The following is a 22,168-nucleotide window of genomic DNA, read 5'->3' as shown; positions in this document are numbered from 1 at the left end:
CCCACCGCTCCGCCCTATCGGGCCCGGTCCACGACCGCTTCGCCGTCGACGACGACGTTGTAGGCCGCTTCGTCGTCGTTCCAGAGGACGAGCGCGTTCTGTATCGAGAGCAGGTCGCCGTAGTCGGCCTCGACGAGGTCGACGTTGAGCATCGTGGGATCGGTCCTGACCGCGAAGTGGTCGGTCGCCTCGCTGCCGTCGCCCAGCAGGAACAGCGGATTGCCCTCGCCATCCGAGAGGTCGTGGCTCAGTTTGATCGCGAGCAGGTTCACCCGGTCGGTGACGTACTGTTCCGCGTCGGCCATCGGCGCGTGGACGCCCCGGTCGGGCGTCAACTCGATGGCCCGGCGGCCGTCCAGGCGGAGGACGCTGTAGGCGTACTGGACGTCGACGTTGACGAACTCGCCGGTCCCGCCGCCGGTGTCGTCCAGACGGCGCTGGATCTCGGGGACCTCGATGTCGGGCTTGCGGTCGAACGACCAGCACTCCCCGGTGGGGCGCTGGTGTGGCCAGAGGCGGACCGTCGGGGCGTACACGGTCGCGGGGCCGTCGTCGGCGACCGCCCGCTCGACAGTCCGGAGGTCCGTGGCAGTGTTGCGGTCCGCCGGGGCGATGGCCAGCATCGTGCCGTCGTCGGCCAGGAACTCCAGGTACCGCTCGACCGTCGCCGCTGGATCGTCCAGTTCGCTGAGGACGTTCCCGAACAGGATCAGGTCGACCGACTCGTCGGGGTCGAAGTTCTCCGCTCGCTCCCGGTGGACCGTCGCCTGGACGTGTGGCGGGCGCGATTCGAGGAGGTGTTCCAGGACGTCGGCGGCAGCACTGGGCTCGACGGCGTGGTAGTCCAGCAGGGCGTCGTCGGGCAGCAGGTCCAGCAGGCCGAGTGCCGGGCCGCCGACGCCGGCGCCGACGTCGAGGACCCGGAGCCGTGACGGCAGTAGGCCATCCCTGGCGAGGTCGGCAAGCAGATACTGTGCCGTCGCGTAGTAGTCCGGGAGGTGATAGATGGCGTAGCCAAGCGCCGTCAGCGTGTCGTACTCGACGTCGGCCCCGTGGAGGTACCGCTCTTTGACGTCGCTGATTCGGTCCCGGAGTCTGTCGCCGCTGTCGCCGTCGTGCCAGTTCGGCCCGAACTCCTCGACGAGCAGGTCCTCGACGGCCCGGGCGTAGGGCGCCGGGAACGACTCGACACCGTGGAACGGGACCGAAAGCGGTTCCTCCGGGGCCGGGACGAAGGTCCCGTCGGACTGCTCGACGATTGCCAGATCGAACGACTCCTCCCGGAGGACCTGTCTGACGACGGCCGGGTGTGGTTGGCCCTCGACGTACTCCTGGATCTCCTCGGGGTCGAGCGGGCGGACGTTCCGGAGGTACTGGGCGTTCTCGCGGATCTGCCTGCGTGTGTCGGCGTTCATAGCTCCTCGTAGATCGCGGCGAACTCTTCGGGGTCGGCGTCGGCCAGTCGGCGCGCGGCGTCGGCCACGTCGTCGGCCCCGTCGAAGGCCCGCTGGATGTCGGCGTAGACGTGCGGGTCGCCGCCGGTGACGCTCTCGACGAGGTCGGTCAGTCCCGCCGAGATCGGCGTGTGGAACATCTCGTGGACGTCGTCGGCCGCCAGCGCGAACGCCAGCACGGCGGTGTGAGCGGCGGCCTGGACCGTCTCCATCGCCCGGTCGTGGTCCTCGGCGGTCGTCTGGAAGAGCGTGTTCCCGGCCGCGTCGATCGCCGTCCAGACCCGATCGACCGTCGGCCCGCCGGCGTCGGTGACGACAGCGACGTTCCCGGGCGCGTTGGCCGGCGCGAACAGCGGGTGGAGGCTCATCCGTTCGACGTCCGGAGCGGCCGCCCGCATCGCGGCGAGTGGTTCGGCCATGCTCCCGGTGACGTCGACGACGGCGCCGGTCGAAAGCGGCCCATACTCCTCGATAGCGGCCCTTGCGACGGGCATCGGCACGGCCAGACAGATCACGTCGAATCGCTCGTCGGTGTCGGTATCGACCGCCCGGCCACCGACGGCCCCGGCGGCGGCCTCGGCGGCACTCCGGTCCGTGTCGGTGAAGGCGAGGCTGGCGTCGGCGTGGTCCCGGAGGACACCGGCGACCCACCGCCCCATCGCGCCCGCACCGACGACGAGAACGTTCATCGAACGGGCGTAGCCCGCCCCGTCTCAAAAGGCGTTCGGTCACCCATCGGCGAGGGTCGACAGCAGGCCGATTCCCCACCTGACGATAGGGCCGTAGACGACCGTCGAAATCAAGGGACGGCGGTGGGTCGTCTCTCCCGTGCTCGCTCCTAAACGCTTATCCGTGGTCCGGGCGAGGTGAGAGCCATGAAGCGCGTTCGATTCCGTGACTCCGCGGGGAACGTCCGTGGCGGTCGGTGGACCGTCCAGGACGGTGAGCCTGTCGTCACCGCCGCCGCCGGCCCGTACGGCCGTATCGCCTTCGGGGACGAGACCTACGACCCCGACGAGGTCGACATCCTCCCGCCCTGTGAACCGACGAAGGTGGTCTGTATCGGCCGGAACTACGCCGACCACGCCGAGGAGATGCAACAGGACCTGCCGGACCGACCGATGCTGTTCCTGAAAGCACCCAACTCCATCGCCTCGCACGGTAACACCCTCACGCTCCCCTCGGGGAAAGAGCGGATCGACCACGAGGCCGAACTCGGGGTCGTCATCGGCGAGCAGTGCAAGAACGTCTCCGAATCGGGCGCGATGGACGTTATCGCGGGCTACACCTGCGTAAACGACATCTCGAACCGTGACGACCAGGAGAAAGAGCAAAACTGGGTCCGGGGCAAGGCCTTCGACAACGCCTGCCCCATCGGCCCTCTGGTCGCGACGCCCGAACACGTCCCCGACGACGCCACCATCGAGTGCCGTGTCAACGGCGAGACCCGTCAGTCGTCCTCGCGGGACCATCTCATCTTCTCGATCCCGGAACTCATCGCGGAGATCACCGAATACATGACGCTGGAACCGGGGGACGTCATCGCCACGGGGACTCCGGAGGGCGTCGGGCCGCTCTCGGACGGTGACGACGTCGAGATCGAGATCGAAGGTATCGGAACGCTGAAACACTCCGTAAAGATCCCCTGAGCCGGACTGTCGTCGCTCTGTCTCGTTGCTCGTCCGATTGTGCATCGACGATACGACAGGCAGATTACACTATTCCGCACGACGATAGCAATGCCTAAGTTTAGGGTTGCCTAATCCCCGCCGAGATGGACCGCGAGCCGTCCGTGCGAGCGGACGTCTGTGTCGTCGGTGCCGGCCCGGCGGGCGCACTCGTCGCCAGTCGACTCGCGAGCGACGGCTACGACGTCGTCGTCCTGGAGGCCGGCCCACGGTTCGATTTCGAGACGCGCACCGAACGGATGGAGCGAGCCATCCGGCCGGGAGACGACCGGGACGTCTGGGAGATGGGTGGGCCACGCGACGCGTACAGTTCCGACGGCGAGCGTCACTATCCGCTGAACATCTCCAGAGTGAAGGGGATCGGCGGGTCGACACTCCACTGGCAGGGGATGGTGATGCGGCTCCACCCGACGGATTTCGACGGGGGTCACGACAACGACGATCCCGCCTGGCCGATCAGCTACGACGACCTCCGGCCCTACTACGCCGACGCCGAGCGGGCGATGGGTGTCGCCGGTGACGCCGACAATCCGTTCGCCCCACCCAGGGAGTCGCCGTATCCGATGCCGGGGTTCCCGCCGTCGTACAGTGACTCGCTGTTCGCCGAAGCCTGCGAGTCGCTGGGCATCGACATGCACTCGGTCCCCAACGCTCGCAACTCCGAGACGTACGACGAGCGGAGCCAGTGTGTCGGCTACGGGACCTGCCAACCGGTCTGTCCCTCCGGCGCGAAGTACGACGCCAGCGTCCACATCCGCGACGCCGAGACACAGGGCGCCCGAGTGCTCGACCGCGTGCCCGTCCAGCGACTGGAGACCGACGGCGAGGGGCGGGTCACCGCGGCCGTCTACGCGGCGCCCGACGGGACCGAACACCGCCAGCAAGCCCGCGAGTTCGTCCTCGCCGCGGGGGGCGTCGAGATCCCCCGTCTCCTGTTGCTCTCGGCCTCGTCTGACCACCTTGGCGGGCTGGCTAATTCCTCGGGACTGGTCGGGCACTACTTCATGGAGCACCTCTTCGCCGGCGCGGACGGGATCCTCGACCGGGAGACCCGCCAGAACCACGTCGGGTTCATCACGAGCGAGTGCCACCAGTTCTACGACGACCCCGCGCAATCGGTCGAGCGCGTCGACACCGGCGAGACGGTGGTGCCGGCCACCGACGAGACGCTCTCGCCGATCAAACTGGAGTTCCTCAACTACGCGGGTCCCTCGCCCGTAGAACTCGCGCTGGATAGCCAGACGTGGGGCGACGAACTTCTGGACGACCTCAGAGCGGCCTACGGGACCCACATCGCACTGGGTGGCCTGGTCGGTCAGCCCCCGCGCAAGGAGAACCGTGTCACGCTCGATACGACCCGAACGGACGACCACGGCAACCCGGTCCCCAACGTCGTGTGGTCGCTGGGCGACCGTGTCGAGGCGTCGCTCGAACGCGCGAACGAACTCCAGCGGGCGATCCTCTCCGAACTGGGGGCCGACATCGGCAGCACCGTCGGCCCCGAATCGACCGGCCCCGCATACCACCACATGGGGACGACCCGGATGGGGACCGACCCCGAGGCGAGCGTCGTTTCACCGACACTGCGGACCCACGACGTCGAGAACCTCTCGATCGCGTCGTCGTCGGTGTTCGTCACCGCCGGCTCACTGAACCCGACGCTGACCATCGCCGCGCTGGCGCTGAAATGTGCCGACCACGTCGACGAACGGCTCTAGTAGTACAGCCCGAGGATGGCGCCAGCGTTGACGAGCAACAGGACGGCGACGACGGCGGCCCCGAGGATGAACGGGCGTGCCTCGTGGGCCGGCGAACGGACCTTCTGCTGGTCGAACCCGCTGGAGAGCTTCGCGGTCCCGACTTCGACGAGGCCGGCCAGCAGGAACCACAGCGCGACCATCGTCAGGACGAGGTGGCCACGTCCGGTCCCGGTCAGTGACTCCGTGGTGTACCGCGCCGCTGCCATGTGGCCGCCGGTCAGCAGCAAGAACAGTGCACTGGCACGGGAGACGGTCTGGAGTTTGCTCGTCAGCGTCGAGAGTGCGCCCGCCCGTGCGTCCCCGTTCATCGCGACCGGCAAGACGGCGTAGGCTGTGAACAACACGCTCCCCGACCAGAGGCCCGCGAAGACGAGGTGGGCCCCGAAGATGGCGGCATCGACAGTGCTCATGCCCGGTGGTTGGCCGGGACCGCCTTCAACGTCTTGCTTTCCAGCCCGTTCCGACCGGTCAGCCGTCCTCGGTGAACACGTCGACCTCGGCGGACATGTCCAGTTCCTCCACGTCGGCCCTGTCGGCACCGACGACCCCACCACTCTCGACGTCCCGGTCGAGCTGGTCGATCAGATGGACGAACGAGCCCGGGTCCGGGACGAGGAAGATGTGCAGCGAGAAGGCGACGTCGGTCTCTTTGATGTCGACCAGCGAGTCCAGGACGATGGTCAGCGAGTCCCGGCGGACGTGTGAGAGCGCGTCCTCCGCGATGACGCTGGCCTCGTCCTGTTCGACCGTCGGCGTCCCGATGTCGATAGTCGTCTCCAGCGTGTTCGCTGTGCCGTCGATGAACCCCGAGGTCAGGATGTTGCACATCTCCTGGATCGCCGATCGCTGGAGCTGGGTGAACTCCCCGTCGACCTCGGTCCCGGTCATCAGGCCGGCGATCTCCGCCGCTGTCTCGGTGGAGAACGACATCAGGAACACGCCGTACGGTGGTTCGGTCAACCGGACCCGGGCGCTGTAGATCTCGCCAGTCCCCAGTTCGGCGACGATGTCCTCGGGCTGGACGAACGAGAGGCTCTTGATCTCGACGACGGCGTCGACCCCGGCGAGTGTCCCCAGCGACGAAGCGACCTGTTCGGCGCCCTCCTTGATCAGTTCGGTGATCAGCGAGAGCTTCCGGATGTCGATCAGAAGTGGCATTAGCCTACTACACATCTTGCCGTATGTTACCATTTTCGGTGGTCTGCGGTGGACGCCGGTGTCGCGGGGACGTGTTCGAGACCCAGGACACATCTTGCTCTGATGGCCTCGCGGTGCGGGTCCGGCGGGGCTGGCGCGAGCGGTTTCTGGGTCCACCACGTTAACTGAAGCATGCGATGTGCGAATTCAGCTACGCGTTCTATTGGCGGAGTGCCCGAGTTAGCTCCTCTGGAGAGGTTTGTCACGCCACATCGAGTTCTCGCTATCCGTCTCGGCGGGTCCCTGCCGTCATGTGAAAGGTTTTCACCTCCGGCATCGCCAGAGTCGGGTATGACAGGCGACATCGACAACACCGCCGACGCGCTCGCGCGGGTCCGGACGAACGGGAACCTCGACACGGTGGAGATCACCGACGTCACCGAGGAGGGCCACGAGGTCGTCCTCACCATGCAACTGCCCGGCGGGGCGACGCTCGAACAGCGGTTCAAACGGCCGCCCGTCTGGGGCGCGAACTGCGATCTGAAGCGCTTTCTGGACGCCTACGGGCTGGCACCCGACCAGGTCGACGAACTCGTCGGCAAACGTGTCCCGGTCAACCGTGAAGTGATCGACGGGACGCTTCACTTCGAGATCGACATCGACGCGTTGCCACTGGAGTAACGGGGGAAGGACTAACCCGCCGCCGGCCGCTACGCCGGTATGGACATTCTCGTTACCGGTGCCCACGGTACTGTGGGGACGGCGATCACCGACCACCTCGGCGACGACGACCGGTTCTCGTTCACTCTCCTCGACGTCGCAGATGCTGACCGCCCACACGAGACGGTCGTCGCCGACGTCCGGGAGTACGACGAGATACGCCAACACTTCGACGGACAGGACGCCGTAGTCCACCTCGCACTCACACCCGGAACTGGCGGGCCGGACTCCCGCGAAATCTCGTGGTCGACACCACAGGCCGACAACCTCGAAGGCATCCACAACGTCTACGATGCTGCCGTCGACGCCGGCCTCGACAGCATCGTCTTCGCCTCCTCGAACCACGCCGTCGGGATGGTCGAGGCCCGGAACGCGCCGGACGTCTATCACGACAAGGGAATCAGCGCCGGTCACGACGAGCCACACCGCCCCGACTCGCGATACGGCCTCACCAAGAGCTACGGCGAGGACCTCGGCCGCCTCGCTGCGGAGGCCCACGGCATCCGGTTCTACGGGCTCCGTATCGGGGCCGTCCGAGACGAGCCGTACGACCACCCCTACGGCGACGCCGAACGCGGCGTCGAGGAGGGGCGCTGGGAGCGCGGCAGCGATCCCTACGAGGAGCAGGCGGCCCGGATGAAGGGGCTCTGGCAGTCTCGCCGGGATTTGGCACAGATGGTCGAGTGCTGTCTGACAGACGAGTCCGTCGAGTGGGACCACTTCTACGGCGTGAGCGGCAACGACCGCCGGTGGCTCGACGATCTTGCGTACGCCCGCGAGACCATCGGGTACGAGCCACAGGACAACGGTGAGGAGTGGGACGGGCCACCGGAGTGACCGGACGTCAAGATTTATTTACACGAACGGATAATAATGGTCTATGGCAACACACCGCAGGGGCGGCTCTTCGCCGCTCGCACGCATCCAGGACCGCTACGAGGGGACGAAAAAGAAGTGCCCGGAGTGTGGCTACGTCGACGAGGCCGGCAACTGGGATAGCCGGACCAACGGCGGGAAGATCGTCTACCGACACACCTGTCCCAGCTGTGGAGCGGAACGCGAACACACCTTCTCGATTCTGGGCTGAGGACGGGGCTTTTGCTCGCAAACACAGGTGGTCACTCTTAAGCCGCCCCACCCGCTTGGCACACCCATGGAGCCACGCGATCTCTCGTCGCATACGGTCTACCGGGCGGGCCGCGGTATCGAGGAAGTCGCCCGCGAACTGGGGCTGGACCCCGAGTCCCTCGTGAAACTCGCCTCGAACGAGAACATGTTCGGGCCGAGTCCTGCCGCCGTCGAGGCCATCGAGGAGTCGGCCGCAGGGATGCACTCGTACCCCAAGGCCTCGCATGCGGACCTGGTGGCGAGGATTGCCGAGCAGTGGGACTGTGACACCGAACAGGTCTGGCTTGGCAACGGTGGGGACGGCGCACTGGACTGTCTCGCCCGTGCGATGCTCGACCCCGGCCAGCGGGTCCTGACGCCTGACCCGGGATTCGCCTACTACTCGATGAGTGCGCGGTACCACCACGGCACCGTCGCCGAGTATACCATCTCGAAAGCCGAGGACTTCGCCCAGACGGCCGAGACGGTCCTGAAAGACTACGACGGGGAGCGCATCGTCTACCTGACGAGTCCGCACAACCCGACCGGTGCGGAGTTCACGACCGACGCGGTCCGGGAGATCGCCGAATCGACCGACGAACAGACGCTCGTCGTCGTCGACGAGGCCTACGGGGAGTTCTCGGACCGGCCGAGCAAGCGACCGCTGCTGGACGAACGGGACGACGTCGCCATCCTGCGGACCTTCTCGAAGGCCTACGGACTGGCCGGCGTCCGCATCGGCTACGCGCTCGTCCCCGAAGAATGGGCCGACGCCTACGCCCGGATCAACACGCCCTTCTCGGCGAGCGAACTGGCCTGTCGGGCTGCCTTGGCCGCCATGGACGACGACGAGCACGTCGACCAGTCCGTCGAGACGGCCGCCTGGGCGCGCGAATATCTGTACGACGAACTCGCCGCCGATACCTGGGAGAGCGCTGGCAACTTCGTCCTCGCCGAAGTCGGTGACGCCGCCGCGGTCACCGACGCGGCCCAGGAGCAGGGCGTCATCCTCCGTGACTGCTCCTCCTTTGGCCTCCCCGAGTGTGTCCGTATCACCTGTGGGACCCGCGAGGATACGCGCCGTGCCGTCTCGACGCTCAACGAGATACTCGAGGTGACCGAGGCGTGAGAGTCGCGGTCACCGGAACCCCCGGAACGGGGAAGACGACGGTGACGGAGCGTCTGGACACCGATCTCGACGTGATTCATCTCAACAACGTCGTCAAGTCGGAGGGGTTCTCGACCGGCGTCGACGAGGAACGGGGCAGCGTCGTCGCCGACATGGACGCCGTCGCCGACTGGCTCGACGGCCGCGACGACGTCGTCTTCGAGTCACACCTGGCACACCACTTCGACGCGGACAGGGTCGTCGTCCTGCGGGCCCACCCCGAGACGGTCGCGGACCGCCTGCGCGAGCGAGGTGACGAAGAGGCCAAAGCAGCGGAGAACGCCGAATCGGAGGCGCTGGACGTTATCCTCTCGGAGGCCGTCGACCGCCACGGGACGGAGAACGTCTACGAGATCGTCACGACCGAGACCGACCCTGACGCAGTGGCCGACGCCATCGAGGCCGTCGTCCGTGGGGACCGGGAACCGAGTGCCGGGACCGTCTCCTACATCGACTGGCTATGACACTGGACAGGTTCCGCCCGCTGGCCGACAGAGCGCTTGGCCCGTTCGTCAGCGCCGCACGGATGACCGGCCTCTCACCCAACGGTGTGAGCGTCATCGCGTTCCTGCTGGCGGTCGGCGCCGGCGGTGTCTATGCAGTCGCGACGCGGACCCCGCTGTTGTATCTCGCGGGTGCGTTCCTGGTCTTCTGTAACGGCTGGCTCGACCTCGTCGACGGTGCGCTCGCCCGCGAACTCGACGTCGCATCGTCCGGTGGGGACCTGCTCGACCACGTCCTCGACCGGTACGCCGATATCGCCATCATCGTCGGCCTGGCGGCCGGTATCGACCGCTGGGCGCTCGGAATCGCCGCCGTCACTGGCGTCCTCATGACCTCGTATCTCGGCACGCAGGCCCAGGCTGTCGGCCTCGACCGAGTCTACGGCGGTCTACTAGGTCGGGCAGACAGACTCGCGCTGGTCGGACTCGTGACGGGCGTCGCCGCTTTCGTCCAGCCACAGGTCGCCGACCTCTCGCTCGTCGGCTGGCTACTCGTACTCTTTGCCCTCGTGGGCCATCTGACCGCCGTCCAGCGGTTCTACCACTCGATGCGGGCGCTGGACTAGGTCGGCCGCCGGCACACCATTTATACCCTCCCCTCTCCAACCCGGCAGTATGGTCCAGTGCGAGATGTGCGGCAAGGAGGTCTCGTCTCCGAACCGCGTCAAGATCGAGGGTGCTGAACTCGACGTCTGTGACGAGTGTACCGACTTCGGCACGGAGGTCACGACAGAGGACTCCTCGTCGACATCGACGAAGTACTCGACGTCGTCGAGCGGGAAGAGCGGATCGTCCTCGTCGTCGACAGGAAGTTCGTCGAGTTCTGGTGGATCGGGTGGCAGCCGCCGGCGGGACATGTTCGACGAGATGGACGAGGTCGCGCAGGACTACGACCAGCGAATCCGCCAGGCACGCGAGGCCAGCGGGATGAGCCAGGAGGATCTGGCGCGCAAACTCAACGAGAAGGCGAGCCTCATCCGGAAACTCGAACGTGGCGATACGCTGCCCACCGACAAGATACAGAAGAAACTGGAACGGGAACTAGAGATCTCGCTGAGCGAAGGTGGGAGCACGGAGGAGACCGAGTGGTCCAGCGGCAACAGTTCGGGTAGCTATACACTCGGGGACGTCGTCGAGCGGAAGGACTAGAGACGGAGGTCTTCTTCTTCGACGTCGAGTTCGTCGGCAAGCGAGTCGACGCTCGCTTCGATCTCTTCGATCTCGGCCTGTAGCCGGTGGTACTGATCGCTCTCCCGGAGTTCCGATTCGGTCTTTTCCAGTTGCAACACGTTACGCTTGAGCTTCTTCGTCGTCAGCGCTCGCATCTGGTCGTTGTAGTCGGCGATCTTCTCCAGCCGCTGGACGACATCGACGAGTTCCTCGCGGGTGACGGGTTTGACGATGTAGTCGTCGACGCCCATGTCGATGATCTCGAAGTCGGGGTTCACCGCTGTCACCATCGCGATCCGGCACTGGACGGGACTCTCTTCGATCTCTGCGAGGACCTCGTTCCCGGAGACGACCGGCATCCGACGGTCCAACAGGACGATATCAGGCTCACGGTCGATCAGTTCGAGGGCTTCTTCGCCACCGTATGCGGTCAGTACGTCGTAATCGGCAGTCGCTAGATAGTCCGTATAGAGGTCTGCAAGATGCTGTTCGTCTTCGACGATCAAGACCGTCGGTGTGCCCCCATCTCCACGGTTCACGGTTCGGTTTTTGGTGACGGTGTGGGTCGTCTTAATACCCCAGCTTTCGTCTGGTAGTGGATACCGCACAACCTATTTGCCTGCTCGCCGAGGGGATAGTCGTATGTTCGTACTCGTCAACCTGAAGGCGTATCCGTGTGACCCGATCGAGGTAGCGACAGCAGCCGCCGACGTCTCCGACGACTCCGGCGTCCGGATCGCCGTCGCTCCGCAAGCGGCCCACATCGAATCGGTCGTCGAGACCGGCGCCGAGACCTGGGCCCAGCACGTCAGCCCGGTCGACCACGGCAGCCACACCGGGAGTACGCTGGCGGAGGCCGTCGCCGACGCGGGTGCGGTCGGGACGCTGCTGAACCACTCGGAGAACCGGCTCAAGCTCGCCGACATCGACGGCTCGCTGGACGCTGCCGACCGGAACGATCTGGAGACCATCGTCTGTGCGAACAACCCGGCACAGATCGGTGCGGCCGCCGCACTCGGTCCGGACGCCGTCGCCGTCGAACCGCCGGAACTCATCGGGACCGGGACGCCAGTGAGCAAGGCGGACCCCGATATCGTCACCGGTGCGGTCGACGCCGCCTCCCGGGTCGACGGGGACGTCGACGTTCTCTGTGGCGCCGGTATCTCGACCGGCGAGGACCTGGTCTCGGCGAGCGACCTCGGTGCGACCGGCGTGTTGCTGGCCAGTGGTGTCGCAAAAGCAGACGATCCGCGTGCAGCCCTCGAAGACCTCGTCGAGCCGCTTGTCTGAGGCCCGCGACACCGTCAGTCGTCGCTGTCGAGGACCTGCTGTTCGATGCGGTCGGCGTAGGTCTGCAGTTCGCTCTCGTCGATGTTGGCGGCTGTCTCCTCCTCGATGAGCGCCGGCAGTCGCACGTCGTAGGAGCCCCGGCCGACGTGTTCGATCAGTCCGCGGAGCCGCAGCGTCCGGTTCCGGGCGTACGCCGCCGTCCGGTCGCCCGAACCGCCCGCCGAGAAGTGTGCGTTCAGGGGCGTTCCCGGCCCCTGTTCGGTGTAGAAGGCCAGCATCCGGCGGGTCTTGCTCTCCAGATCCGCCACGTCGGCGGCGATGTCGGCCACCGCGTCCGGGACGGACCCGTCGATGGGGTCGATAGGCTGTGGTGTCGAGGCGGTTGCCGTCCCGCCTTCGGTCGTCGTCCCGCCACTCTCCGACGATCCACCGCCAGCGTCGACCGACGCCATCGCCGCCGCGAAGGCCGCCTCGGCGTCGTCGCCGGTGTCGTGGCCGTTCGTCGCCGCGTCTGCGGTGCCGTCCTCGGGTGGTGCGAACCCGTCCGCTGGTCCGGAGTCCATCCCTTCCTCGGGTGCGAAGTCGCCGAAGTCGTCGCCGAAGCCGCCACCGGAGGCGCCTGCGTCGGCGGTGTCGGGTTCGGCGGAGTCGTCCTGGGTCGGCCCCGCCCCTTCGTCGGACTGCTCGGCGAACCGCTCGCGACGCTGTCGTTCCTCCTCCTTGGCGGTCCGGCCGGGGTTGTAGTCGTCGACGTGGTCGACCAGCGCCTCGGTGAACTGCTCGGCCATCCGCGAGAGGTCCCTGGCGTCCTGGAGTTCGCGTTCGAGTTCCGCGATGCGTGAGTTCTTCTTGTCCAGTTCCTCGCGGAGTTCCTGGATACGGTTCTCGGTGGCCTGCTTCTCGTCGCTGATGGTCTCCAGTTCGGAGACCAGGTCCTCGCTGACGGATTTCAGTTCGGGCCGCTCGAAGTCGTCCAGCCCCGGTGTCGCGCCGGCGTCGAAGGTCTGCTTGCGGTGGAACTGGACGCGGTGGACCGACTCGGCCCAGTCGGTCATCAGGAACGCCTCGCCGTCGCCCAGGTCCTCGACGGCGTCGGCGTAGTTGGTGTCGAGGATGCGCCCGACGACCTTCGTGTCGTTGTTCCAGGTCAGGCGGTGCCAGACGAGCCAGTCACACTGGGTGATGTAATCTTTCTTGACGTCGGCCGGCCGCTGGCTGATGCCGACGATACCCAGGCCGTGTTTCCGGCCCCGCTTCCCGATCTTGATGAGCATCTTCCCGACCTCGCCCATCGACCCCTTCTCGGGCATCCACTCGTGGCACTCCTCGACGAGCATGAGAAACGGCTGTTTCTGCTTTTTCGCCTTGGCGAACAGCTGCTTCGCGACCTCTGTCAGCAGCGACTCGGCCTCTTCCTCGTCCAGGAACGACGAGATATCCAGGATGATGGGGACGTTCTGTTCCAGTGCCAGCGAGGCGATCTTGCCCGCGTGGTCCTCCGTGACCTGGATGTCACACTCCTCGTCGCCGCCGACGTGGAGGATCTCGTACTCCTCTTTGAGCCCGTAGTACTCGCCGTCGATGTCGACGATGAGCAACCCGAAGCCGTTGTCGAGTAGCTTCTCGGCGATGACGCTTGCCGAGTTGCTCTTCCCGCTGCCGCTCTTGCCGGTGATAAACCCCCGACCGGTCAGCAGTTCGACGACGGGCAGATTCACGGGTCGGCCCGGATCCGCGTTGCCGCCAGTGCCGGCGCTCGTATCGGCGACGGTTATCTGTTCGGTCTCTGCCATTCTTACAGTGGTGAAGACACGCACACCCCATAACTATCCGTCAGACAGGTGTCTGTCGTCCGCTGACCGGGCCGAACGGAGAAACCCCTAATGTGCTGGCGCTCCATTTTTCCAGATAGTCTGGTAATCGATGGCACGATACGCGACGGTCGTCGAGGACGGGGTGGTCTACGTCGGGACGGCCGAGGGGCGCATCGAGATCGCGCCACTGGACGACGTCCTCGACGCCGTCGGCGGACCTGCCTGGACGATCCAGTACTCCGAAGCGTACAGAGAGCAGTTCCCGACCGTCGACACGTCCGACGAGGGGCTCGTCGTCGACGTAGTCGACATCCTCAACGCGATGACACACAGCGAGCAGTTCGTCCAGACACTCGAAGCACATCCGACAGTCGTCCCGGAAGACGAGACGCTCTCGCCCCGTGGGGGGCTGTTCGTCGGCAAACTCCTGGAGAATCTGGAACACGGCCTCTCGTAGCTCAGCGGAAGTCGTCGAGAGTGGTCTGGCCCTCGATGTGGTCCGGTTCCCGAGGCGCCTCGAACGCGACGAGGCTGGCCTGGTCGTCAGACAGTCTGTGCTCGCCAGTCTCGCTGTCCGTCTCTCCGCTCCCATCGAAGCCGTCGAGACTCGCCTGCTGGCCGGCCGAGAAGTCCAGATTCGAGACGCGCACGCCGACCTTCCGGACGGCCGCGTCGTCGAACTCGGCCAGCAGGTCCAGCGCGACGGACTCGACGAGGTCGGCGTCGGCGACCGGCCCTGGGAGCGAATGAGCTCTCGTGTGCACGTCGTAGGGCGGTGTCACGACCTTGATACCGATGGTCTGGTAGCGAGCGTCCCGGTGGTCGGCCCGATCCGCGACGGCCTCGGCGAGTGTCTGAACCCGGCGGCGGACGGTCTCGCTGTCCTCGGTCGCCTCGGTGAACGCCGACTCACGCGAGAGGCTCTTTGGATCCCCCTTCGGGGTTACGTCACGGTCGTCGTCCCCGCGGGCGAACCGACGGATCTCGCGGCCACGCTCCCCGAACTCAGTGGATAGTCGTTCGGGGTCGGCCGCCGCGAGGTCCCCTGCGGTCTCGATGCCCATCGCCGCGAGCTCTCGGGCGGTGACTGGGCCGACGCCGTGGACGTCCTCGACCGGGAGCGGGTCGAAGAACTCACGGACTTCACCGGGTTCGATCACGACGAGGCCGTCGGGCTTGTCGTGGTCGCTGGCCACCTTGGCGGCGCTCATCGTCGGCGCGAGACCGACGCTGGCGACGACGCCGACCGACTCCTCGATACGGTGTTTCAGGTCGCGCGCCCAGCCCCCCGCTTCGTCCCAGTCGACGCTGTCGGTGACGTCGAGATAGGCCTCGTCGACGCTGACCTCCCGGACGGTCTCGGCCGTGTCGTGGAGTACCTCCTTGACCGTCGCGCCGACCGATTGATAGTAGTCCAGGTCGACCGACCGGTAGAACCCGGCTTCCTCGACGTCCAGTTCCGGGTCACGGGCGGCATCGACCTTGCGCGGCAACCGCTCCAGCGCCTCGGAGATGGGCATCGCCGACTCCACCCCGTAGTCGCGGGCCTCGTAGCTCGCCGTCGCGACCGCGCCGTGCGTCTCGCCCGGTTCGAAGCCCATGCCGACGACCAGCGGTTCACCAGCCAGTGCTGGCTCGCGGCGTCGCTCGCAGGCCGCGTAGAAACAGTCCATGTCGACGTGTGCGACCACCCGTTCCCGACGGCTCGTTCCGGGGAGTCGCTGACCGTCCATGGCTGGTCGTACGACACGGTTCCCAAAGTCGATGTCGCTGTCGGTCACTCCTCGACTACAGTAAAAACGCGAGTCGTCCCGTCGATGCGGTCGAGGTTGGTCCGGAGTGCGTTCCGCTGGGTCGCCGTGGCAGCGTCGAGCAACGTGATGCTCACGATCCCCTCGAAGGGGTGGGCCTCCAGTTGACTGCGGGCTTCGAACAGTCGTCCGTAGCCGTCGCTGCCCCACTCGACGTCCGTGGTGAACACCATCGCCTCGAACGACTGCCCGTAGTTCGCCTCGGCCTTCGTCGAGAGCGTATCGAGCCGTTGCCCAACCGACGAGAGCGCCCGCGTCGCCGGCAGTGCGAGCAACAGGTCGGTGACCGGATAGGCCGGAGCGGCCGAAAAATCCGGTGCGTACGCCCCAGGGATCCGGTCCAGTTCCGGGCCCTCGGCGACGTGAAACGCGACGAACCGGGCCAGGCCGTTCCCGTACAGGTGGGCCTCGACCTGGGGCACCATCCCGTCACCGATGGGTGGGCGGTCACCGACACGGACGACAGCGGACAGAACAGTCATTCTGTGAGCAGATAGCAGTAGCTACCGAGTGGGCAACTATAATAGTGAAGTCGCCGGCGGAGTGGCCGAACCCCGCCGGCTATCGGTTGGCCGCCGATGCCAATCCCGGATGTATACGGCGGTCGTTCCCGCCGGGAGTCGTGCTGCTCCATGCTACCATATACCACGACCGTACTTCAACCTTGCTACTCCGGAACACACCACCGCCACTACGCGTCGGCGTCCGTGACGTACGACTCCGCCGCTTTCATCGACGTGACCGTCGCTACGTCGTGGTCGCCGCTGGTAGGGTCGACAGCGTCGGCGGAGTCGAGGACGCTGACCATCGCGGAACTCCCCATCGTCGCTAGCTCGTCTCTCGCCCGTCGTATCGGTTCCAGGCCCTCGCTCGACCGCTCGGCGACTCTGGAAACGTTAGTGACGACCGCGAAGTCGTCTTCAAGCGACCGCGCCGAGGTGATCGCTTCGACCGCCAGTCGTTCGGCGGTCCCCTGGTCTACCAGCCCGTGCAGGTCGAGATAGAGCGTGTTCCGCGTGGTGTCTGCTGTGACATCGTAACTGGCTTGGGAGACTTCCATACCTGTTTCGACACCCTACCGGCTAGTGCCTTCGTTACCTAACTGGTAAGGAGACGACGGCGGCTCGAACACCGTGCTCACTCGTCACTGAGTTCTTCGGGTGGAATCTGGGCGTTGAGAACGTCGATACCCCGCTCCGTGATGCTGTAGTACGGGTGTGACCCGCCCGACTCGTCGACGGTGACCAGCCCACGCTCACAGAGTTCGTTGAGGCGGCCGCTCGTGTATCCACGGCTGAACCCTGCGTTGCGCGCGATGTTACTGGGCGTCAGTTCGAGTGGCTTCGGCGGGCCCAGAACCGTGAGGATGGACTGGTCTGCTGCTTTCATCCAGTCCACTTTAGTATACATTCATCTGTCATTACGGACACTGACTTAAATCCTGTTCGGTCAGTTACAGAATATGATAGTGTCGTCAGTTAGGGAGTACGAACTCGTGAGGTGGAACTAAGTTGTTCGGGTCGAACGTCTGAACATATGTGGCATACGGCGACGCCAGTCCCCCGGTGGGGAGCTGGACGAGACGAGTGTAGCGACGGAGCGATAGAACGGCGAGAGTGGCGATGACAGGACAGCTAGATACGGACTGGACGCAGTTGAGCGGCTTCCAGCGGGATCTGCTCGTCGCGATCTGCCGACTGGAGCGCGAGGACGAGACCTGTTACGGCCTCGCGATCAAACGTATCATCGAGGATGCGTACACTGGTACGGTGACACATGGCCGTCTCTATCAGAACCTCGACGAACTCGACGATCGGGGACTCGTCGAGAAACAGCAACTGGACAGACGGACCAACGAGTACGTCATCACGGGGGCCGGCACGTCACTCCTTCGAGAGCAAGGCTCGTTGTTACGGTCGCTGACAGACGAGGAGTGATAGCCCGATCAGACAGTCAAACGCCTGACGGTTGTCCCGGCCTGTTCGATATCCCGGTCGGCTGCAGCAGCCACGATAATGTCGTTCTCCCCGTAGGTGATATCGAGGCGTTGCTCGAAGGCGCCGTCTTCGGGCTCGACGACGGCGATGTCCGTCGGCGTCTTGATGGCCACGACAGCAGCGGTGGTCTCACCACTGACGACTACTTGGTTGCCCTCGAAGCTCGTATCCACGTGGAGCCCCGGACTCTTGTCGGGGCCGTGTAGCCCGCGGTCGCTGTACCGGTCACGGACGAACGCCGGCGTCTCGACCGGTTCGTCCGCGTCGATACCGTGTGCGAGTCTGATGAACTGAGCCATCGCCCAGGCCAGTGGCGTCGCCGAGCCGGTCCCCTCGCCGTACTCCCAGTCGTACTCGGTGCTGTACTCCCGGTCCCAGACCTGTTCGGCGATCATCCGCCCGGAGTTGGCGAACCGCTGCATCGTCCGGAGGAGTTCTTCCGGCGCCAGGGCCGGGTCGTCGGTCTCCGCGAGCAGTTCGTACTCGCCACGCTCGCCGGTCAGCAGTGGCCAGAGGCGGCCCTTGCCGCTGTGTTCGATGGCCCAGGGAGCGCCGCTGTTCTCGCGGTCGGCTTCGCCGTAGCTGTCGCCGTTGTACCGGTAGAAGGCCGCCCCCGCGGGAAGATCCACGCGGATCGTCTCGTCGACCTCGGCGACGGAGTTCCGGACGATCTCGTCGTCCCAGGGCTTGATACCCAGGCGGACGAGTTCGAGGAACCCGGCGTCGATGATGTTGCGCTCGTCGAGCTGTGGACCGCCGTTGGCGAGTCGCCGGCGGTAGCCCGTCTCCGGGTTCCCGTCCCGTGTTACACGGACGTAGTACGGTGTCCGAGCGTGGCGGTCGGTCCCGGTCTGTGTGGCCGTCCAGTTCTCGACCATGTTGGTCCAGCGATCAGCCAACGAGAGCCAGACGAGTGCGTCTGCCTCGTGGCCGGTCTCCAGGGCGACCTGGCCTGCACAGGCCAGGCCCGCTATCTCGGCGGCGATGGTCGAGGGGGAGTAGCCCGCCTCCTCCTCCCAGCGCTCCTGTCCGGTCGCCGGACCGTTCCGAACGACGTAGTCCGCCGACCGGCGGACGTGCTCGTAGTCGTAGTCGACATCGTCGAAGCCGTAGCCCCGTTCCATGAGGCGGGCGGCCATCACCTGCGGGAACGAGATGTTGTCCATCTGCTCGCCGCCCCACCGCGTGATACCGTTGAGGTAGGTGTTCTGCGGGATGAAGCCGTTCTCGTCCTGCTGGTAGCGGTAGATGTACTCCAGTTGCGTGACGGCCGTCTCCATGTCGTCGACGAGTTCGAACGCGGTGAACACCTGATAGAGGTCCCGTGCCCAGACGAAGTTGTAGCCGTACCCCTTGCGCTCCTCTGCGGCGACGGCCTCGCCCCAGGGCACCGACGGGGAGGCGATGGAGCCACCGAGGAAGGTCTTGTCCTCGACGGCCAGCAGCGTCATCAGTGCGGTCCGGTACTGGGCCGCCAGAGCCGGCTCGTCGCCGACACTCTCGGGCAGTGGCCGCCCGTCGAGGAACCCCCGCCAGGAGTCGACGTAGCCCGCCCTGACAGCGTCGTAGCCGTTCGCTAACGCACCCTCGGCCTCGCCCAGTGCCGCCGCGGTATCGGCCTGTCGCGCGAACCCCAGCGCCACCGTCTCGCCGACCTGCGTTCCGCTCCCGAGCTGGCCGACCAGCACGACGCTGTCGTTCGAGATGGACTCGCGTGGCTCGGGTCTGCTCCCCTCAGCGAAGAGGTCCGTGATGTGGTCGCTCCCGCTGACGCCGACGGTCGCCCAGTGGAAGCGGTCGGCGGCGACCATCGCGAGGGCGACGGAATACCCCTCGCCGTCCTCGTCGACGAGCCGCGGCTGAGTCGAGGAACCGGTGTAGGCACCCGCGTCGCGCGCTGCGACGTGATAGCGGCCAGGTTGTCCGAGTCTGAGCCCGCGGTCCTGCGTGCCGCTGTTGGCCAGCGCGACGTCGGCGGCGGCGAAGAGGTCGTAACGCTGTCCGTCGCCGGCCTCGAAGTCGAGATCGGCCACGACGGCGTCGTGGTCCGGGTCGGCGGCGTACTCGACGGTGAGTCGCCACTCGTGGCCCTGCCCGTCGCCCGTCTCGGTGACGACGTGTCTGAAACAGAGCGCGTCGTCCTCGGTTGGTTCGACGCGTCGCTCGACGGAACCCTCGGCCCGCTGTGGTTCCTCGACGTGTGTTCTGACGCTGTAGTCGTCGGCCTGACAGGAGACGATGAAATCGAGCGTCCGGAGGTTCATCACGTCGACGCGGGGGAACCGGACCTCGGTCAGTGCGCCCGCGGTGAGCGTAAACCAGACGCGAGAGGGATCCTCGGTCCGGTGGTCCGCGACGGTCCCGACGCCGAACTTCTCGCCGGTCGTCCATCGGGGCCTGTCCGGCGGGCCGGTCGGGGAGGGGGCAGCGCTCGGGAGTGAGTCGTGAGCAGCGAGTGTCGCCGTCGCCCGCAGGCGGTAGGCGTGGGCGAACCCGAGCGGCGTCCCGCTGTCGGGCCGGCCGTCGTCGTACACCTGCTCCGGGATGAACCCGAGTGCGGTCACAAGCGGCCCGTCGTGTTCCAGCAGGGCGTAGAGCCCGGCGGCGCGCTCGAAGAACGCCGTCCCGTCGCGGCCGTGTTCGTCGAGCAGGACACCCAGTCTGGCCGCGGCCGCAGCACCCCACGCGGTCGTCAGCCCCCAGATCTTCTCGCCGTCCTGGCCCTCTGTCCGCCACTCGTCGCCCTCGTAGCGGACGAGCCCCGCCACCGGTTCGCCGGCGGGGTTCCGGTAGAGGTCGTCCAGACAGGCGCTGACGTGCTCGGTGAGTCTGTCGGCGGTCTCCGAATCGAGCGTGACCCCGTCCAGGGCGGTGTACGCCGAGAACGCGTCCACGAGGGCGAACGTCGCGGCGTCCAGCCGGAGGTCGAGTCCCCCGTCGGTCCGTCGCAGCGCGTAGGTCCGCGTGGCGTCCTCCCAGAGCGTGTCCAGCCCGGCGGCGACCGTCTCGGCACCCTCACGGGCCCGCTCGCGCAGGGCGTCCGAGACGGGTGCGTCCGCGACCGTGGCGAACGCCTCGAGATACGTCGCGGCGGTATGGGTGAACTGGCCGACCATGTCCTCCCAGAGATTCTGACAGGGGCCGGGGAGTCCGTCGTCGTCGAGATGTGCTTCCATCGCGTCGACTGCCGCGTCGATCGTCGCCCGGATGTCGCCGGCCATCTCCGGAGAGAGCTGGTCCCGTCGGTCACGGAGCAGTGCTGCCAGAAACGCCGTCACCGTCGCCGTCTGGTCGGCCTGGTACTCGCGTGACTCGTCGTTGCCCTCGACGTGTGCGTGTGCCCATCCAGGAGCGATAGACCCGTCCCGCGCCCAGACCCGGTGTGGCCAGGTCCCGTCGGGTAGCTGTGTCTGGCAGTACAACTGCGCGCTCTCGACGAGTTCGTCCTGGACGGTCAGTCCCAGTTCAGCAGTCGACTCCAGCAACGACAGCGCGATGCTGGCGTCGTCTCTGAACCAGGTATAGCCGTACCCACCCGAGTTGCGGAAGAACGGGTCGAATTCGGGGGCTGCGATACGACCACCACTGGGTGCTTTGAGGAGATCGAGCGCCCGGAGGTCGCTTCTGACCACCCGCTCGCGGACCACCTCGTCCGGGACCGTTATCTCCGTGCGCTCGCGGGCGGCCGCCTTCACGTCGCGAGCGCTCTCGAACCTGGACGCACACTCCGTGAGGTCACGGATCGCAGTGCTCCGGTCGATATCACCGTGGTCAGAGAGCTGGGTGACGAGCGTGGTTCGAACCCCACGCCCCTCCCGCTCTAGGGGCGCCCGGACGACGACGTCGCCGCTCAGGTGCGTGTCCTCGTAGCGGCGACGGGTCTCCCGCCGGGGGAACTCCACTGGGTCGTCGTCGAGGATCTCCGGGAACCGTTCGGGGATCTGGCCACGAATCCCCGAGAGCCCCGTCGAGGCAGTGACGTAGTCGTGTTCCTGCTGATGGAACACCTCGACGACCGCGCCGTCGTCGGGGCCCTTGTCCGGATGGACGAGTCGGCCGACACGGGTCTCCTGGCCCTCCGGCGCCATCGTCAGGAACGTGACCAGTTCGGCGTCGGGGGGGACCGCTCCCCGGAGTTCGACGTGCGTGAGATGTGCCCGGCCGAGCGTCAGGTCGTACTGGTGGACCGTGAACTCGCCGGCGTCGTACTCGGTCTCGATGAGCATCGTCTCCCGGTAGTAGTGCTGGCGGACCGTGTCGAGGTCGTCGAGCCAGACCGTCCGGCGGGCCGTCTTGATGCCGAACCGCGACCGGTCGATCCCGTAGAGGCCGGAGATAGCCGAGGAGAAGTCACGGACGGTGCCGGAGGGCGCCACGTGGACGAGACGATCGCCGTGAGCGGAGAAGGCCCCGTCTACTGGGGGTGCCCCCTCGGTTCGGTCCCGCTTGTACTCGTTGAGTGCCGTTCGCAACCGCATCGTGGTCCCTACAACAGCCCCCGTGATAAAGTTCTCATGGTATCGGTTCACACCGAGGCCCCGACGACGCT

General features: G+C 66.4%; 23 protein-coding genes. 12 read left to right on the top strand and 11 right to left on the bottom strand.

The annotated features are described in order from the left end of the window. Nucleotides 1-14: 14 nt before the first annotated feature. Nucleotides 15-1,415, bottom strand: coding sequence for a small ribosomal subunit Rsm22 family protein (locus Hhyl2_RS05815; protein WP_483549787.1), 1,401 nt, complete (start codon nt 1,413-1,415; stop codon nt 15-17). Beyond that, nucleotides 1,412-2,143 (bottom strand): prephenate dehydrogenase/arogenate dehydrogenase family protein, encoded by a 732-nt coding sequence (locus Hhyl2_RS05810; RefSeq protein ID WP_483549786.1) that lies wholly within the window; start codon nt 2,141-2,143, stop codon nt 1,412-1,414. The genes Hhyl2_RS05815 and Hhyl2_RS05810 overlap by 4 nt, the downstream gene beginning before the upstream one ends. 186 nt (nt 2,144-2,329) lie before the next feature. Between Hhyl2_RS05810 and Hhyl2_RS05805 the strand changes: the two genes are divergently transcribed. After that, a complete protein-coding gene (locus Hhyl2_RS05805; RefSeq protein ID WP_483549785.1) occupies nt 2,330-3,103 on the top strand; it encodes a fumarylacetoacetate hydrolase family protein in 774 nt (257 codons plus the stop codon). Nucleotides 3,104-3,228: 125 nt separating this feature from the next. After that, a complete protein-coding gene (locus tag Hhyl2_RS05800; protein ID WP_483549784.1) occupies nt 3,229-4,860 on the top strand; it encodes a GMC family oxidoreductase in 1,632 nt (543 codons plus the stop codon). Here the strand turns inward: Hhyl2_RS05800 and Hhyl2_RS05795 are convergent. Together Hhyl2_RS05795 and Hhyl2_RS05790 are read right to left on the bottom strand one after the other, a co-directional pair. After that, nucleotides 4,857-5,312, bottom strand: coding sequence for a transporter (locus Hhyl2_RS05795; protein ID WP_483549783.1), 456 nt, complete (start codon nt 5,310-5,312; stop codon nt 4,857-4,859). The two genes, Hhyl2_RS05800 and Hhyl2_RS05795, sit on opposite strands and share 4 nt — an antisense overlap. Before the next feature lie 58 nt (nt 5,313-5,370). Beyond that, on the bottom strand, nt 5,371-6,060 hold the full coding sequence (locus Hhyl2_RS05790) for a chemotaxis protein CheC (protein ID WP_483549782.1): 690 nt from the start codon (nt 6,058-6,060) through the stop codon (nt 5,371-5,373). A gap of 330 nt (nt 6,061-6,390) precedes the next feature. On the opposite strand from Hhyl2_RS05790, the gene Hhyl2_RS05785 reads away from it, so the two are divergent. From Hhyl2_RS05785 to Hhyl2_RS05755, 7 genes are all read left to right on the top strand, one after another. Next, entirely contained in the window at nt 6,391-6,720 is a 330-nt protein-coding gene (locus Hhyl2_RS05785) for a hypothetical protein (protein ID WP_483549781.1), read from the top strand. 39 nt (nt 6,721-6,759) lie between these two features. Beyond that, nucleotides 6,760-7,596 carry an NAD-dependent epimerase/dehydratase family protein gene (locus Hhyl2_RS05780; RefSeq protein ID WP_483549780.1) on the top strand — a complete coding sequence of 279 codons (837 nt, stop codon included), beginning with the start codon at nt 6,760-6,762 and terminating at the stop codon, nt 7,594-7,596. A 43-nt stretch (nt 7,597-7,639) separates the two neighbouring features. After that, nucleotides 7,640-7,846, top strand: a complete 207-nt coding sequence (locus tag Hhyl2_RS05775; protein WP_483549779.1) for an HVO_0649 family zinc finger protein — start codon at nt 7,640-7,642, stop codon at nt 7,844-7,846. A 66-nt stretch (nt 7,847-7,912) separates the two neighbouring features. Beyond that, nucleotides 7,913-8,995, top strand: a complete 1,083-nt coding sequence (hisC, locus tag Hhyl2_RS05770) for a histidinol-phosphate transaminase (RefSeq protein WP_483549778.1) — start codon at nt 7,913-7,915, stop codon at nt 8,993-8,995. Then, a complete protein-coding gene (locus Hhyl2_RS05765) occupies nt 8,992-9,498 on the top strand; it encodes an adenylate kinase family protein (RefSeq protein ID WP_483549777.1) in 507 nt (168 codons plus the stop codon). Before hisC ends, Hhyl2_RS05765 begins: the two co-directional genes overlap by 4 nt. Beyond that, nucleotides 9,495-10,103: a CDP-alcohol phosphatidyltransferase family protein gene (locus Hhyl2_RS05760; protein ID WP_483549776.1), complete on the top strand. Its 609-nt coding sequence runs from the start codon at nt 9,495-9,497 to the stop codon at nt 10,101-10,103. Before Hhyl2_RS05765 ends, Hhyl2_RS05760 begins: the two co-directional genes overlap by 4 nt. 49 nt (nt 10,104-10,152) lie before the next feature. Next, the gene (locus Hhyl2_RS05755; protein ID WP_483549775.1) at nt 10,153-10,686 is read left to right on the top strand and encodes a multiprotein bridging factor aMBF1; all 534 of its coding nucleotides are present in this window, start codon (nt 10,153-10,155) and stop codon (nt 10,684-10,686) included. Here the strand turns inward: Hhyl2_RS05755 and Hhyl2_RS05750 are convergent. After that, nucleotides 10,683-11,246: a response regulator gene (locus Hhyl2_RS05750; protein ID WP_483549774.1), complete on the bottom strand. Its 564-nt coding sequence runs from the start codon at nt 11,244-11,246 to the stop codon at nt 10,683-10,685. The two genes, Hhyl2_RS05755 and Hhyl2_RS05750, sit on opposite strands and share 4 nt — an antisense overlap. A gap of 103 nt (nt 11,247-11,349) precedes the next feature. On the opposite strand from Hhyl2_RS05750, the gene tpiA reads away from it, so the two are divergent. Beyond that, complete coding sequence (gene tpiA / locus Hhyl2_RS05745; protein ID WP_483549773.1) at nt 11,350-11,997, top strand: triose-phosphate isomerase; 648 nt, start codon at nt 11,350-11,352, stop codon at nt 11,995-11,997. Between the two features lie 14 nt (nt 11,998-12,011). Here the strand turns inward: tpiA and Hhyl2_RS05740 are convergent, their stop codons facing one another. Beyond that, nucleotides 12,012-13,790 carry an ATP-binding protein gene (locus Hhyl2_RS05740; RefSeq protein ID WP_483549772.1) on the bottom strand — a complete coding sequence of 593 codons (1,779 nt, stop codon included), beginning with the start codon at nt 13,788-13,790 and terminating at the stop codon, nt 12,012-12,014. Between the two features lie 130 nt (nt 13,791-13,920). Here Hhyl2_RS05740 and Hhyl2_RS05735 point away from each other — a divergent pair, with 130 nt between their 5' ends. Then, nucleotides 13,921-14,268, top strand: coding sequence for a hypothetical protein (locus Hhyl2_RS05735; protein WP_483549771.1), 348 nt, complete (start codon nt 13,921-13,923; stop codon nt 14,266-14,268). 1 nt (nt 14,269) lies between these two features. Here the strand turns inward: Hhyl2_RS05735 and dinB are convergent, their stop codons facing one another. The 4 genes from dinB to Hhyl2_RS05715 all read right to left on the bottom strand — a co-directional run bounded on the left by dinB (nt 14,270) and on the right by Hhyl2_RS05715 (nt 17,032). After that, on the bottom strand, nt 14,270-15,544 hold the full coding sequence (gene dinB / locus Hhyl2_RS05730; protein WP_483549770.1) for a DNA polymerase IV: 1,275 nt from the start codon (nt 15,542-15,544) through the stop codon (nt 14,270-14,272). A gap of 44 nt (nt 15,545-15,588) precedes the next feature. Next, nucleotides 15,589-16,104: a hypothetical protein gene (locus Hhyl2_RS05725; protein ID WP_483549769.1), complete on the bottom strand. Its 516-nt coding sequence runs from the start codon at nt 16,102-16,104 to the stop codon at nt 15,589-15,591. A gap of 209 nt (nt 16,105-16,313) precedes the next feature. Further along, on the bottom strand, nt 16,314-16,682 hold the full coding sequence (locus tag Hhyl2_RS05720; RefSeq protein WP_483549768.1) for a hypothetical protein: 369 nt from the start codon (nt 16,680-16,682) through the stop codon (nt 16,314-16,316). Nucleotides 16,683-16,759: 77 nt separating this feature from the next. Then, nucleotides 16,760-17,032, bottom strand: a complete 273-nt coding sequence (locus Hhyl2_RS05715; RefSeq protein ID WP_483549767.1) for a MarR family transcriptional regulator — start codon at nt 17,030-17,032, stop codon at nt 16,760-16,762. 212 nt (nt 17,033-17,244) lie between these two features. Between Hhyl2_RS05715 and Hhyl2_RS05710 the strand changes: the two genes are divergently transcribed. Next, complete coding sequence (locus Hhyl2_RS05710) at nt 17,245-17,559, top strand: helix-turn-helix transcriptional regulator (protein ID WP_483549766.1); 315 nt, start codon at nt 17,245-17,247, stop codon at nt 17,557-17,559. Between the two features lie 8 nt (nt 17,560-17,567). On the opposite strand, the gene Hhyl2_RS05705 is transcribed toward Hhyl2_RS05710, so the two are convergent. Beyond that, on the bottom strand, nt 17,568-22,097 hold the full coding sequence (locus Hhyl2_RS05705) for a DUF7997 domain-containing protein (RefSeq protein ID WP_483549765.1): 4,530 nt from the start codon (nt 22,095-22,097) through the stop codon (nt 17,568-17,570). Nucleotides 22,098-22,168 lie beyond the last annotated feature (71 nt).

Source organism: Haloarcula sp. H-hyl2, from assembly GCF_056934385.1.
This window is presented reverse-complemented; position numbering and strand designations above follow the sequence as displayed.

Coding starts and splice junctions, on each gene's coding strand:
- tpiA (WP_483549773.1), top strand. CDS start 11,350: ATGTTCGTACTCGTCAACCTGAAGGCGTATCCGTGTGACCCGATCGAG.
- Hhyl2_RS05795 (WP_483549783.1), bottom strand. CDS start 5,312: ATGAGCACTGTCGATGCCGCCATCTTCGGGGCCCACCTCGTCTTCGCG.
- Hhyl2_RS05780 (WP_483549780.1), top strand. CDS start 6,760: ATGGACATTCTCGTTACCGGTGCCCACGGTACTGTGGGGACGGCGATC.
- Hhyl2_RS05710 (WP_483549766.1), top strand. CDS start 17,245: ATGACAGGACAGCTAGATACGGACTGGACGCAGTTGAGCGGCTTCCAG.
- Hhyl2_RS05735 (WP_483549771.1), top strand. CDS start 13,921: ATGGCACGATACGCGACGGTCGTCGAGGACGGGGTGGTCTACGTCGGG.
- Hhyl2_RS05720 (WP_483549768.1), bottom strand. CDS start 16,682: ATGGAAGTCTCCCAAGCCAGTTACGATGTCACAGCAGACACCACGCGG.
- hisC (WP_483549778.1), top strand. CDS start 7,913: ATGGAGCCACGCGATCTCTCGTCGCATACGGTCTACCGGGCGGGCCGC.
- Hhyl2_RS05740 (WP_483549772.1), bottom strand. CDS start 13,790: ATGGCAGAGACCGAACAGATAACCGTCGCCGATACGAGCGCCGGCACT.
- Hhyl2_RS05790 (WP_483549782.1), bottom strand. CDS start 6,060: ATGCCACTTCTGATCGACATCCGGAAGCTCTCGCTGATCACCGAACTG.
- Hhyl2_RS05805 (WP_483549785.1), top strand. CDS start 2,330: ATGAAGCGCGTTCGATTCCGTGACTCCGCGGGGAACGTCCGTGGCGGT.
- Hhyl2_RS05755 (WP_483549775.1), top strand. CDS start 10,153: ATGGTCCAGTGCGAGATGTGCGGCAAGGAGGTCTCGTCTCCGAACCGC.
- Hhyl2_RS05810 (WP_483549786.1), bottom strand. CDS start 2,143: ATGAACGTTCTCGTCGTCGGTGCGGGCGCGATGGGGCGGTGGGTCGCC.
- dinB (WP_483549770.1), bottom strand. CDS start 15,544: ATGGACGGTCAGCGACTCCCCGGAACGAGCCGTCGGGAACGGGTGGTC.
- Hhyl2_RS05800 (WP_483549784.1), top strand. CDS start 3,229: ATGGACCGCGAGCCGTCCGTGCGAGCGGACGTCTGTGTCGTCGGTGCC.
- Hhyl2_RS05725 (WP_483549769.1), bottom strand. CDS start 16,104: ATGACTGTTCTGTCCGCTGTCGTCCGTGTCGGTGACCGCCCACCCATC.
- Hhyl2_RS05760 (WP_483549776.1), top strand. CDS start 9,495: ATGACACTGGACAGGTTCCGCCCGCTGGCCGACAGAGCGCTTGGCCCG.
- Hhyl2_RS05815 (WP_483549787.1), bottom strand. CDS start 1,415: ATGAACGCCGACACACGCAGGCAGATCCGCGAGAACGCCCAGTACCTC.
- Hhyl2_RS05775 (WP_483549779.1), top strand. CDS start 7,640: ATGGCAACACACCGCAGGGGCGGCTCTTCGCCGCTCGCACGCATCCAG.
- Hhyl2_RS05705 (WP_483549765.1), bottom strand. CDS start 22,097: ATGCGGTTGCGAACGGCACTCAACGAGTACAAGCGGGACCGAACCGAG.
- Hhyl2_RS05785 (WP_483549781.1), top strand. CDS start 6,391: ATGACAGGCGACATCGACAACACCGCCGACGCGCTCGCGCGGGTCCGG.
- Hhyl2_RS05715 (WP_483549767.1), bottom strand. CDS start 17,032: ATGTATACTAAAGTGGACTGGATGAAAGCAGCAGACCAGTCCATCCTC.